The 13,765-nt window shown below is 40.0% G+C and carries 11 protein-coding genes and 1 pseudogene; 10 read left to right on the top strand and 2 right to left on the bottom strand.

Annotated features, from left to right (window positions below; all coding sequences use genetic code 11):
* Nucleotides 1-2,106, bottom strand: a 2,106-nt coding sequence (locus Q0037_RS01560) for a putative LPS assembly protein LptD (RefSeq protein WP_297514404.1), incomplete at its 3' end; no start/stop codon positions are given.
* A gap of 131 nt (nucleotides 2,107-2,237) precedes the next feature.
* Between Q0037_RS01560 and Q0037_RS01555 the strand changes: the two genes are divergently transcribed.
* The 9 genes from Q0037_RS01555 (at nucleotide 2,238) to Q0037_RS01515 (ending at nucleotide 12,410) form a co-directional block, all read left to right on the top strand.
* The gene (locus Q0037_RS01555) at nucleotides 2,238-3,398 is read left to right on the top strand and encodes an N-acetylmuramoyl-L-alanine amidase (RefSeq protein ID WP_297514400.1); all 1,161 of its coding nucleotides are present in this window, start codon (nucleotides 2,238-2,240) and stop codon (nucleotides 3,396-3,398) included.
* 34 nt (nucleotides 3,399-3,432) lie between these two features.
* A complete protein-coding gene (locus Q0037_RS01550; protein WP_297514396.1) occupies nucleotides 3,433-4,386 on the top strand; it encodes an MlaD family protein in 954 nt (317 codons plus the stop codon).
* Nucleotides 4,387-4,392: 6 nt separating this feature from the next.
* Nucleotides 4,393-5,715, top strand: coding sequence for a (Fe-S)-binding protein (locus Q0037_RS01545; protein ID WP_297514392.1), 1,323 nt, complete (start codon nucleotides 4,393-4,395; stop codon nucleotides 5,713-5,715).
* A 91-nt stretch (nucleotides 5,716-5,806) separates the two neighbouring features.
* Entirely contained in the window at nucleotides 5,807-6,253 is a 447-nt protein-coding gene (locus Q0037_RS01540; protein ID WP_297514389.1) for a phosphoheptose isomerase, read from the top strand.
* A gap of 27 nt (nucleotides 6,254-6,280) precedes the next feature.
* Nucleotides 6,281-7,072, top strand: coding sequence for a (Fe-S)-binding protein (locus Q0037_RS01535; protein WP_297514386.1), 792 nt, complete (start codon nucleotides 6,281-6,283; stop codon nucleotides 7,070-7,072).
* Between the two features lie 123 nt (nucleotides 7,073-7,195).
* Nucleotides 7,196-7,678: an ABC transporter ATPase gene (locus tag Q0037_RS01530; RefSeq protein ID WP_297514383.1), complete on the top strand. Its 483-nt coding sequence runs from the start codon at nucleotides 7,196-7,198 to the stop codon at nucleotides 7,676-7,678.
* Nucleotides 7,679-7,714: 36 nt separating this feature from the next.
* Nucleotides 7,715-10,702 (top strand): glycoside hydrolase family 3 N-terminal domain-containing protein, encoded by a 2,988-nt coding sequence (locus Q0037_RS01525; RefSeq protein ID WP_367274069.1) that lies wholly within the window; start codon nucleotides 7,715-7,717, stop codon nucleotides 10,700-10,702.
* Nucleotides 10,703-10,842: 140 nt separating this feature from the next.
* Complete coding sequence (bshA, locus tag Q0037_RS01520; protein WP_297514378.1) at nucleotides 10,843-11,973, top strand: N-acetyl-alpha-D-glucosaminyl L-malate synthase BshA; 1,131 nt, start codon at nucleotides 10,843-10,845, stop codon at nucleotides 11,971-11,973.
* Entirely contained in the window at nucleotides 11,970-12,410 is a 441-nt protein-coding gene (locus tag Q0037_RS01515; RefSeq protein ID WP_297514375.1) for a protease complex subunit PrcB family protein, read from the top strand. Before bshA ends, Q0037_RS01515 begins: the two co-directional genes overlap by 4 nt.
* A 19-nt stretch (nucleotides 12,411-12,429) precedes the next feature.
* Here Q0037_RS01515 and Q0037_RS01510 read toward each other — a convergent pair.
* Nucleotides 12,430-12,914: pseudogene (locus Q0037_RS01510) on the bottom strand (hypothetical protein).
* 156 nt (nucleotides 12,915-13,070) lie between these two features.
* On the opposite strand from Q0037_RS01510, the gene aroC reads away from it, so the two are divergent.
* The coding region (gene aroC / locus Q0037_RS01505) for a chorismate synthase (RefSeq protein WP_297514372.1) at nucleotides 13,071-13,765 on the top strand (695 nt) is incomplete at its 3' end.

Raw genomic sequence — 13,765 nt, 5'->3', positions numbered from 1 at the left:
GTAATTGATGGTCAAATTGGCACTCGTCATTCGCAAAAAGCCTCCATTGTCCCAAACAAATTTTTCCACCCGAACATTGGATTCATTCAATTGGTAGGGGTCAAAAACAGCGGCAAAATTGACACTCATTTTTTCTTTAAACAATGAAGTACCTCCAGTCATGTTGAACGTTCCCAAACGAAAAGTAGGTGCTGCAAAATTATAGCGCGTACCTACCGTAAGATTGTTCAATAAAAATATTTTTTTCAATTCCGTTTTGGTAGAATCCCTATCGCGAACTTTTGCTTCCAAAACGTTTACAATGGATAAATCTAATGCGTTGGACAAAGCATTGGAAGGAGCGCCATAAATGCCACTTTCAAATCGGGTATACCGCAATACCGTTCCCGCACTGTTGGAAACATAATTGTCAAAGTATTGATCAAATCCGGGGGTATACGAGTGAGTCAGCGTGGGTCGGATGGTATGGCGAATGGCTTTTAGACGGCCCTCGCCTTTAAATTTAAAATTTCCATAGATCGTGGTTCCAATGGAGTTGTTTATGGAATAAGTTCGAAAGGCATCAATACCACTAACTTGCGTGGTAACAACCTCATTAACCGCCGCATCATAACCTTTACGGATTGTTTTATTTACCCAAACTTCATTGTAATTCAGGGATGTAGTTACGCTAAAAAACTGAAATAACTTGAAATTGGTTTGTAGCGGTATCGAATGTTGCATACCAATTTGTGCCGTATCAAACATTTCTTTTCGGAAGAAAAATTCCTCTTGAACCCGAAACTGATTTCGTCCGTTGACATTGTATTGAAAGTTGATGTTCTGAATGATACCTTTTTTGACACCACTTTTAGGTGCAAAAGGAAAAATTCGGTCCACACTTCCCTGTAACGTGGGCAAGGTCATGTCAATTTGCTGTGTTTGGTTGTTTTGCGTATGCGTTGCCGATGCCGTAATGTTAATTTGGGGTTCGGTATTGAACGTTTTGGAATAGGTAATCGACGAACTCAAGGTGTTGTTCAACTGCGACCCCAAGTTGTTAATATTTAATGATTGTTGAAAATAGCGGCTACTTCCCAAGTTGACCGAAGCTGAAAATCGCGAGCTTGGATTCGATTTAGCGTCTTTCGTATGGTTCCACTGAATGTTGTAAATGTTTTGTTTGGCATACCCCGGAAATCCGCGCTCTCCGGTGATTTGATTTTCAAAACGCAAATTAAACGTTCCGTTAAAATGATAGCGCTTGGCATAATTGGTCTCTGCCCGTAAAGCATAACTCCCGTTGGTAAAATAATCGCCCAGCCAAGCCAAATCGTAATGATCACTCAAAGCAAAATAATATCCGCCATTTTGTAAAAAGAAGCCGCGAGAATTACTTTGTCCATAGGCTGGAATGATAATTCCGGATCGGGCTTTGGTGGTTATTGGAAAAAAAGCAAAAGGAACCGCGATAGGCGTAGGGACATTATAAATATACATGTTGGTAAACCCGACGACCACTTTTTTATTGGGGACAAACTTTACTTTTCGTGCCAAAAAATAGTACTCAGGGTCTTCCACATTTTCAGAGGTCGTAAATCGCGCTCCCTTCATAAAATACACTGAATCATTTTCTTTTTTGGAGATTTCAGCGAGTATGTTTAATTCTTGTTGCTTGGTGCGCGAATTCCAAACTTTAGCTTTTTTAGTTTTAAAGTTAAACCGAATAGAATCAGGTTCGACCACTGTAGCGCCTTGTTTGAAAACAGGATATTGGAAATAATTTCCAGCCGTATCCTTCAAACGACCCGCATACACTTCGTCATTTTTATAATCAAAAACAATAATGCCCGCTTTCAACTCATAATCCATGTACTTCAAAACCGCCTCATCCATCATGGTGATGATTTGCTTTTTTTGGTCAAACTTTACATAGGACTTTCCGTAATAATCTACGATACTTTCCAAGTATTTCTTCCCTTTAGGTAGTGAATCATGTGGTACAATTTTGACTAATTTTTCGTTGGGAGTCGATGAATTTGAAGTAGTTACCTGCCCATAGCTGCTTGAGCTTCCCCATGTTAGGAAAACGGCTAATAAAACGATATAAAATATCTTGGTACGCAACAGGATTAATACTATTTTTGTAAAAATGTGGTCCGATTTTTGACGGGCAAACTTACATATTATTTCGTCAAAAATAGCTAATAAATTATTTTATCCTTTTACGGATTTAATTAAAATTAACGATTGGAATTATGAGTCAACCCTTTGTGAAAGCGATATTGGTATTTTTTTGTTTTTGTTTAACCCTCAGTGAACTTGCGGCACAAACGTCAAAATTTAAAGTTGCCTTAGATGCTGGACATGGGGATCACGATTTTGGTGCTGTGTACAATGGGCATATTGAGAAAAACATCAATTTGGAGATCGTACTCAAAGTTGGGAAATTATTAGAGAAACACAATGGGATTGAGGTAATTTATACCCGAAAGACCGATGTGTTTATTGATTTGATTGAACGAGCAAACATCGCCAATCGTGCCGATGCTAGTATTTTCGTTTCCGTTCATTGTAATGCCAACAAGAATCCAGCAGCCGATGGTACCGAAACGTATGTAATGGGTATGTCCAAAAACGCCTCCAACTTGGAAGCGGCCAAACGAGAGAATGCGGTTATTACTTTAGAGAAAGACTATAAGCAAAAATACGAAGGGTATGATCCGCGAAAACCCGAAACAATGCTTGGAATGATGCTTATGCAAGAAGAGTTTTTAGAAAACAGTATCGCTTTGGCAGCAAAAATCCAAGATAATTTTGTGAAAATGTTAGGCAAAAAAAGCCGTGGCGGGGGAGTGAAGCAAGCGCCTTACATGGTTTTACACAAAGCGTATATGCCTCGTGTATTGATTGAAACGGGATTTGTTTCCAATCCGGTAGAAGGCGCTCGTTTGGATTCGGAGGAAGGGCAAAACGAAATTGCAGAGGCGATTTACAAAGCGATTTTAAGTTATAAAAAAGATCATTTTGATGGGGAAGACAATGCGGATTCGGTCAAACCATCCCAACGGGTAGAGGAGTTGCCTGTCACGCCTTCTCCTTCCAAAAAAGATACTTTAACCAAGAAAACTGAGCCAAAAATTGTGGACAAACCCGTGACAAAAGGCGTAGTTTTTAAAGTTCAAATTTCAGCAAGTGCCAAAAAGTTGGAAACGGTTCCGTCTAACTTTAAAGGGTTGAAAAATATTGAAGTGGCGCAAACCCCAGCGGGAATATACAAATACACCTATGGGCAAACGGCCAATTATGAAGAAGCCAAAATGTTATTGCAAGAAGCCAAATCCAAAGGATATACCCAAGCATTTGTAATTGCATTTAAAGACGGAAAGAGCGTTTCGGTGCAAGAAGCTATGAAATAATATTATAAATTTGCAGCTTAAAAAATAGTTGATTTTGAAACTAACACGGGAATTAAAAACTGCCATACTTGTTATTGCCTCCATACTCCTTTTTATATGGGGTTACAGCTTTTTGAAGGGTAAAGACATTCTAAGTAAACAACGCATTTTATATGTCGTATATGATAATGTGGAAGGTTTAGAAAAATCGGCTCCCGTTACCATCAATGGGTTAACCATCGGAAAAGTAAGTGCTGTGACATTAGACAATACAACAGCAAAAATTAAAGTGGAATTGCAAATCAATACCGATTTTCCTATCAAAGAGGGCAGCAAAGCTGAAATCTATGCTCCGAGTCCGATTGGGGGAAAACAAATTGCTATAATACCCGCTGCTTCTGGAAATTTGGTGCCTGATGGCGGTGAGTTGGTTCCGGCAACGAAATTGGGACTTACTGAAGAAATTGCTCGTCAAATCGAACCCCTGAAGGTAAAAGTGTTGAAGTTATTAGACAACACCAATACGATGATGGAAAACATCAATCAGGTGATGGATGCTTCCACTAAAGAGAATTTGCGGCAAAGTTTGGCGCACCTCGATGCCATGTTGATTGAATTTCAAAAAGCGGGTGCCCAAACCAATACGATGTTGGCGGAAAACCAAAAAAATATCAAAGGGACCATAGCCAACGCTGAAAAAGCTTCAGCTAATTTTGTGAAAATTTCCCACGATTTAGCCAAAGCCAATTGGGCTGAAACCGTGGCTAAATTGGATGAAACTTTAAAAAATGTAAATCTTCTATTGCAGCAAATGGAAGCCGGAAAAGGGACGATGGGTAAATTAATGAAAGACGAGCAGTTGTATGCCAACTTCACTAAAACGTCCAAAGAATTGGAACTGTTGTTGCAAGATTTGCGTTTAAATCCGACACGTTATGTAAACGTGTCCTTGTTTGGTAAAAAAAATAAACCGTATGTGGCTCCTGTGGCCGATACGATAAAAAAATAAAATACGATGGAATATTTGGATAATATTTTCTTTGCGGTCATTTTGGCAATTGGCGTGGGGTATTTTGCCCTTAATGTCAAAAAGTTAATGCGTAACATCAAGTTAGGACAAGCGGTCAACCGATCCGATAATCCAAAAGCGCGTTGGAACAATATGTTGATGATTGCCTTGGGACAGTCTAAAATGGTAAAACGCCCTGTTTCGGGAATCATGCATATTTTGGTGTACGTGGGATTTGTGATCATCAATATTGAAATGCTCGAGATTGTTATCGACGGACTTTTTGGTACCCACCGCATATTTGCCTTTATGGGTGGCTTTTACAGTTTCTTAATCGGTTCTTTTGAAGTGTTGGCGGTTCTTGTTTTGGTGGCTGTTGTTGTGTTTTGGGCACGACGAAATGTGTTGAAACTTGGTCGTTTTGCGAGTACGGATTTGGAGGGAAAGCCGAAAAGTGACGCCAACATTATTTTGTATTTTGAAATTGTATTAATGACTTTGTTCTTGTTGATGAATGCTTCCGATTTTTGGTTGCAACAAGCAGGTGCTTCGCATTATGTGAGTGCAGGTTCGTTCCCTGTGAGTCATTTTATCAGTCCAATCTTCAATGGACTTAATGAAGGTACGGTAGTGTTATTAGAGCGAACCTTCTGGTGGATGCATATTGTAGGCATTTTGATTTTCTTGAATTATTTATATTACTCTAAACATTTGCACATTTTATTGGCTTTTCCAAATACCTATTATGCGGACCTGAATGCCAAAGGTAAGCTTGATAATCTGGAGAGTGTTACTCGTGAGGTACAATTAATGATGGATCCCAACGCTGATCCTTTTGCTACACCGGCCACAACCGATGCGGTTCCTGCTAAATTTGGAGCGAGTGATGTCATGGATTTGAATTGGGTACAGTTGCTGAATGCCTATACGTGTACCGAATGTGGGCGTTGTACCTCTTCTTGTCCAGCCAACCAAACGGGTAAAAAATTGTCTCCCCGAAAAATCATGATGGATACCCGCGATCGTTTAGAGGAAGTGAGTCGAAACATCGATGCCAACAAAGGAGTATTCATTCCCGACAACAAATCGTTATTGAATGATTATATTACCACAGAAGAACTATGGGCCTGTACCTCTTGCAACGCTTGTGTGGAAGAATGTCCGGTAAATATAAGTCCGTTATTAATTATTATGGATATGCGACGTTATTTGGTAATGGAACAAAGTGCCGCGCCACAATCGCTAAACGCAATGATGACGAATATTGAGAATAACGGTGCTCCATGGCAATACAACCAAATGGATCGTTTGAATTGGAAAAGTGAGTAACGCGATGCATGGCATCAAACAATAACCGAACTATTCCTTATGTGAGGGCGGGAATGGAACGGAAAAATGTAACTAACAAAAAATTAAAATCATGAAATCAGAAGACATTGAAAAGTCTTTACAGTCTGTTACTGAAAACGGACAGCACCTTAGCCCTATTTTACCGGAAGGCATCAAAAATTACCTCATTGATATTGATGGAACTATTTGCGATGACATTCCGAATGAAGAACCTGAGCGCATGTTAACCGCAGAAGTTTATCCCGATGCATTGATTACGCTCAACAAATGGTACGACGAAGGTCATGTGATTTATTTCTTTACCTCCCGTACCGAAGCGCATCGTGCGTACACCGAAACCTGGTTAAAACAACACGGTTTTAAGTACCACGGAATTTTATTTGGGAAACCCCGTGGCGGAAACTACCACTGGATTGATAACCACTTGGTCAAAGCTACCCGATACCGTGGGAATTTTACCGATTTAATTGAAAAAGAAGTCACCATCCAAGTTTTTGACGATGGGAAACATGAATAGTTAGAATATTTTCAAACGAATTGAACTATGGCTGAAATTTTAAATGTACCGACAATGGCCGAGATGATGGCGCAAGGACAACAACCTGAAGTGGTTTTTTGGGTGGGATGCGCAGGAAGCTTTGACGATCGTGCCAAACGAATTACCAAAGCTTTTGTCAAAATTTTAAATCAAGCCAAGGTTTCCTTTGCAGTTTTGGGTACAGAGGAATCTTGTACTGGCGATCCAGCGAAGCGCGCAGGGAATGAGTTTTTGTTTCAAATGCAAGCCATGATGAATATTCAGGTGCTCAATGCATATGAAGCAAAAAAGATTGTTACCGCCTGTCCCCATTGTTTCAATACGTTAAAAAATGAATATCCTGAATTGGGCGGGCATTATGAAGTAATTCACCACACCCAATTTCTTAAATCCTTATTGGACGAGGGACGTTTGAAAATTGAAGGGGGCACCTACAAAGGAAAACGCATCACTTTTCATGACCCTTGTTACTTGGGTCGAGCGAACAATGTCTATGAAGCGCCACGGGCTTTGATTGAAAAATTGGATGCCGAATTGGTTGAAATGAAACGGTCCCGCGCCAACGGTCTATGCTGTGGGGCAGGAGGTGCCCAAATGTTTAAAGAGCCTGAAAAAGGGAACAAAGATGTCAATATTGAGCGCACCGAAGATGCTTTGGAAACCAAGCCGGAAGTAATTGCTGCAGGTTGTCCTTTTTGCAATACCATGATGACTGATGGCGTGAAGCATTACGAGAAAGAAAGCGAAATCAAAGTTTTGGATATTGCTGAATTAATAGCCAACGCTCAAGACTTGTAAGGTAATGAAGTGTTAAATATTACAGTGAGTTTTATTTTTCTCTAGTCAATTTTTACAACAACCAAGTAAATTAGTGTTTCAATAAAATTTAAAGTGATTCCATCACGGTCTTAAAAATATAGTATGTACATTCCTTTTGAACAATTACCGGAGGAATCCCGAATATGGATTTACCCTGCCAATCGCAAACTTTCGGAGGAGGAAGTGATCGAAATTGAGCAATTATTGCTGCATTTTGTGCACCAATGGTCGGCTCACGGAACGGCTTTGGAAGCTTCGTTTAAAGTCGTTTACCAGCGATTTATTGTGTTGGCTGTTAATGCGTCCGTGCAATCACCAACAGGCTGTTCTATAGACGCTTCGGTGGCTTTAATTCAACAATTAGAGCAACAGTACCAAATTGATTTGTTGGATAAAATGAATGTTACTTTTCGTCAAGGAGTATTTATTACGCACAAAACTTTGCTTGATTTCAAAAGAATGGTCAAAGAAAAATCGGTGGGTCCTAATACCATCGTGTTCAATAATTTGGTAAACACGGTGGAGGAGTGGCAATCCCATTGGGAGGTACCTGCCGCTGAAAGTTGGCATGCTCGTTTTTTCTAATTCAAACCCATGCAACACTACGTTAAATTTTTGTTCGTGCTTTTCGCAGTTACTTTTGCGGTTCAATGTAATTCCGTAAAAAACAGCCATTCGAAAACTCATTCAAAATCACTTCCAAAGCCCAATACGGTTTCTGGAGAGGAGGATGATGTGTATATTCCTGTGGCCAAAGCCGATCGCAAAACATTTTTCAAAGATACTCCAGCAGAACAGCTTTGGGCCGATAGTGTTTACAACCAAATGACGTTGAAAGAACGAATTGGACAGTTGTTTATGGTGGCCGCGTATTCTAACAAAGATAGCGTACATGTGAACAGTTTGGACCGATTGATAAGAAACGAATCCATTGGGGGCTTGATTTTTTTTCAGGGTGGTCCCGTTCGACAAGCGAAACTGACCAATCGTTTTCAAAAACAGTCCAAAGTGCCTTTGTTCATTGGCATTGATGCCGAGTGGGGATTGAATATGCGTTTGGATTCTACCTACAAATACCCTTGGAATATGACCTTGGGTGCCGTTAAAAATTATGCCTTACTGGAAGAAGTTGGTCGACAAATGGCGCTGGAAGCCAAACGAATTGGATGTCATTTTAACTTTGTTCCTGTTTTAGATATCAATACCAATCCCAAAAATCCCATTATTGGGCATCGCTCTTTTGGCGAAGAAAAGCACAATGTCACCGATCATGCAGTAGCAATAATGAAAGGCGTGCAAAGTACGGGCGTTTTTTGTACCGGGAAACATTTTCCGGGTCACGGCGATACAGCAACCGATTCCCATCACGCGCTCCCACAATTGTTGTTTGACAAAGAGCGCATTGAACGGGTAGAATTGTATCCTTACAAAAAAATGTTTGATGAAGGGCTGGTGTCGGTGATGGTGGCCCATTTAAATATTCCAAGTTTGGAACACCGCGACGGATGGCCAACTTCGGTTTCCCATTCGGTAGTGACCAATATTTTGCAAGAAGAATTAGGCTTTGAAGGATTAATTTTTACGGATGCGTTAAACATGAAAGGTGCCAGTAAATTTATGGCACCAGGAGAATTGGATTTGGAAGCTTTTTTAGCCGGCAATGACATTCTACTTTTTCCTGAAAATGTTCCTTTAGCCAGTGAAAAAATTGCAACAGCCTATCAAAACGGATTAATTTCTGAAAACCGTTTGGCCCATTCGGTTAAAAAAATATTGCGCTATAAATACAAAATTGGACTACAAAAGCCCCAGTTCGTTGAGGAGAAAGAGATTCCTGAGGCTATGTTTACGCCTTTCAAAGAGGCCTTGCATTATCAAATCTATGAAAATGCAATTACGTTGGTCAAAAACCAAGACGATATTCTTCCCATTAAAGATTTGCGTCAAAAAATTGCCTATGTCAAATTAGGAGACGATCAACACAGTCCTTTTCTTCAAATGCTTCGCAAGTATACCGACGTTACCGAAGTCGTTGAGAGTAATCCCGACACATTAAATATTCGATTGAAAGAATATGACTTAGTCATTGTCGGGTTTCATAAGTCCGATCGGGCTTGGCGCAAACATGATTTTTCGGAGGCTGAACTTCAACTTTTAGATAAAATAGCCCAGTCGAACAAAGTTATTTTAGATGGTTTTGTCAAACCCTACGCGCTTTCTGCGGTTCCCTCGTATGAAAATATAGAAGCGGTGGTAGTGTCGTATCAAAATAGCGAGATTGCGCAAGTGGTTTCGGCTCAAGTACTGTTTGGTGCGGTTGAACCCAAAGGAAAATTACCCGTTACCATCAATGCTGAATTTCATGAAGGACATGGATTTAATTTCACACCCCTCAATCGCTTGGGATTTACTGCGCCCGAAAATGTGGGAATGAGTCCTACAGCCTTAGCACGCATCGACCATGTGGCTCAAAAAGCAATACAAGGCGCAATGACCCCTGGAATGCAGGTGTTAGTTGCCCGTCGTGGCAAAGTAATTTTTCACAAAGCCTATGGGAATCAAACCTATGAAGCGCTGACTAAAGTTCAACCCTCTGACCTATACGATGTGGCTTCAGTGACCAAAATCGCAGCGACCTTACCGTTGGTGATGCAATTGTATGATCAAGGGAAATTGCGACTCGATCAAACGTTGGGTGAACTATTGCCGGAGACAAAAGGAACCAACAAAGAAGCAATTACTTTGAAAGAGTTATTGTCACATTATGCCCGACTTCAAGCTTGGATTCCCTTTTACAAAGCAACTTTAGATGCCGAGAAGTGTCCGCTGCCCCAATATTATAGTTTGGGTCAAAAGCCCGGTTTTGAAGTTCAAGTTTCTGAAAATCTGTATCTGAAAAATGAGTACAAAGAATCGATTTTCACCCAAATTTTAGAGAGCAAATTACTAGACCAAAAAGAATACAAATACTCTGACTTTACCTTTATAATTTTACAACGCATTGTAGAGAAATTTATGGGTAAACCCTTGGATGAAGCGATTCAAACCAACTTTTATCAGTCCATGGGCTTGTCAAGTACACGATTTAATCCTTTGCATAAATTTGACGCGCGTACTATAGCACCCACCGAAATTGACAACTATTTTCGTCAAACTTGGATTCAAGGGTATGTACACGATATGGCCGCTGCCATGATGGGAGGCGTGGCTGGTCATGCCGGTTTGTTTTCCAACAGTTTGGATATGGCCAAAATGATGCAGATGTATTTGCAACAAGGGAACTATGGTGGAATACACTATTTTTCACCCGAAACCTTTACTACTTTTAATACATGTCATTACTGCTCCGAAGGGAACCGCAGAGGATTAGGTTTTGACAAACCCCAATTAGGAAAAGAAGGGCCAACCTGTGGATGTGTATCCCCGCAAAGTTTTGGTCATACTGGATTTACAGGCACTATGGTTTGGGCCGATCCTGTGAGTGAAATAGTCTATGTGTTCCTTTCCAACCGCACCTTTCCCGATAGTAATGCTCCCAATAAATTGTCAAAAGAAAATATCCGAGAGGAAATTCAAAAGATTATCCAAGAAGCCATTTTAGATCGCTAATTTTAATTATTGGTTCCGCGTATTTTCGCTTGATTTTTTTGGTAAATTCGTTTAGCAGATTAAATCCTATTTTAAAAAACTAAGTCATTGATTTAGGCTGTTTTGTTTTTTGGGGAAAAGTTTATGCTGCACTTCAGGATATGAAAATTGCTATTGTTTGTTACCCAACCTTTGGGGGAAGTGGCGTAGTGGCCACAGAATTGGGTTTGGAATTAGCTCGAAGAGGGCATGAAATTCATTTTATTACCTACCGACAACCCGTTCGTCTAGCCTTACTAAACCCCAACGTGTTTTACCATGAGGTCAATGTACCCGAATATCCGCTATTTCATTATCAACCTTATGAATTGGCGTTATCCAGTAAGTTGGTAGACATGGTAAAGCTTCACAAAATCGAACTATTACATGTACATTATGCAATTCCTCATGCCTATGCAGGGTATATGGCGCAACAAATGTTACGCGATCAAGGGATTAACATTCCCATGGTTACCACGCTACACGGTACTGATATTACCTTAGTAGGCAAACATCCAAATTACAAAACAGCCGTTAGTTTTAGTATCAATAAATCCAATATTGTCACGGCTGTTTCCCGCAATTTAAAAGAAGAAACCTACCGACTTTTTGATGTAAAAAATGAAATTCATGTGATACCTAATTTTATTGAATTGGATAAGCATCGCAATGAAAATCATATCGCTTGCCAACGGTCGGTTATGGCTAAAAAAGATGAACGAATTATCACTCACATCAGTAATTTTAGAAAGGTAAAACGTATTCCCGATGTCGTTAAAATTTTTTATAAAATCCAGCAAACCATTCCCTCTAAGTTGATGTTAGTAGGGGATGGTCCCGAACGGCTTCCAGCAGAACGATTGTGTGAGGAATTGGGTATCGTCGACAAAGTAATTTTCTTTGGGAATAGTAATGAAATAGATAGTATTTTGGCTTATTCCGATTTGTTTTTACTTCCCTCAGAAACCGAAAGTTTTGGTTTAGCGGCCCTTGAAGCAATGGCTTGGAGTGTGCCAGTGATTTCCAGTAATACGGGTGGATTGCCTGAAGTTAATGTGCAAGGCATATCTGGATATTTGGCTCCGGCAGGCGATATTGAGGCAATGGCCAAAGATGCGATTTACATTCTCAACAATAATGAGACCTTGGCGACGTTTAAGAAACAAGCACTCGAAGTGGCCCAGCAATTCGATATTGCGCTGATTTTGCCTCAATACGAAAAGTTATACCATGAAGCCATTTATAAATCATGAAAAAAAGCGTAGTTTTATTTTTTAGTGTACTCATTCTAACTGCTTGTAAATCGACATTACCGCCAGAGTCAAGTTATACGGCGTATGATGTTTTATTTAGTAGGGAATATGATGGAGCTTCTTTTCAGTTTTTTGAATTTATAACTGAGGAAAGTGAATACCAAATGTTACTGAAGGATCCCATTATTAGTCCGTATCTAAAGCCAAATGACATTCAAGATAACAATTTTATTTTGGTCAATTTAGGTGAAAAGCCTACAGGAGGTTGGTCGATTAAGGTGGAAAAAGTAAAAATTTTGAAGGATAAAGTAGAAGTGGTTATTCGCGAAATCGCCCCAAAAGGAATGGCCACTACAGCGATAACGACTCCTAATTTTGTATTGAAAATAAAAAGTAAAAAACCGATTGATCTACAAATCATAAATCCCGGCAAGTAACCGGGATTTATGTTTATGGTTAGAAACGGTAACGAATACCCAAGCGATATCGGGACCCAAACTTTCGTCTCGGAAATCACTGGAATTGGAATAAATTTCAGGTCGGAAATCTAAGGACAGTTGCAGCGGAATGTCAAAATTGTATTCTATACCAACATTCCCTGCAGCAAATAAAAATGTTCCATTATCGGAAACACCATTTTTATCATTGCTCCAACTTCCTAAACCACCCCCAACACCGGCATACCAGTTGAATTCATTATCAATTTCCCATACCCACTGGTAAAGTCCTGTCAATTTAAACGCATCAACATTGTTGCTGTTACGCCATCCGAGGTCAAATTCAAGACGGTTGTTTTTGGATAAGCCTCTCTGATAGGAGATTTCTCCACCAAATCCATCATTGTCTCCCAAACGAAGACCCAAAGCATGTTTTGAAATGTCTTGTGCTTGAGCAAAATAGGCGCCACCCAGCAGAGCGAACATAAACAGCATTTTTTTCATAGTTGCAAAATTTAGTTAAACAAATTAGAGCGTGTTCTTTTACAAACCGTAAAATAAGGGCTTTAGTATATTTATTGCTTGATTTTAAGAAAATTTTTGTGCTTGAATTAAAAGACCATGCCAAAATTAAGTTTTATATTTGTTCAAATTGGATGTATGGCTGGAAATACTTTTGGAACGTTATTAACCCTAACTACATTTGGCGAATCGCACGGTACAGCCTTGGGCGGTATCATTGATGGTTTTCCGGCGGGAATTGCTATAGATTTTGAGGCTATTCAAAACGAAATGCAACGGAGAAAGCCGGGACAATCAGCAATCGTTACCCAACGAAAAGAGGAGGATGAAGTACAATTTTTATCGGGAATTTTTGAAGGGAAAACGACGGGGACGCCTATTGGTTTTATCATTCCCAATACCAATCAAAAATCGGCAGATTACAGCCATTTGGAGGACACGTACCGTCCGAGTCATGCCGATTATGTTTATGAAAAAAAGTATGGAATTCGCGATTATAGAGGTGGAGGACGAAGTTCGGCTCGTGAAACCGCATGTCGAGTGGTCGCTGGGGCTTTGGCCAAACAAATGCTTCCTCAAATAAAAATAAATGCTTTTGTGTCCTCTGTAGGGGATATTTTTTTAGAAAAACCGTATCAAGCTTTGGATTTTTCACTTACCGAATCCAATCCTTTGCGTTGTCCCGATCTGGAAACTGCGGAGCGAATGGAAGCGCTTATCAAAGAAATCCGAAAAGAGGGCGATACGATAGGGGGAACTGTTACTTGTGTCATTCAGAATGTACCTGTAGGATGGGGGGAACCTGTTTTTGATAAATTACATGCGCAACTCGG

It is taken from the genome of Flavobacterium sp. (assembly GCF_027482425.1).
Taxonomy (GTDB): domain Bacteria; phylum Bacteroidota; class Bacteroidia; order Flavobacteriales; family Flavobacteriaceae; genus Flavobacterium.
This window is presented reverse-complemented; position numbering and strand designations above follow the sequence as displayed.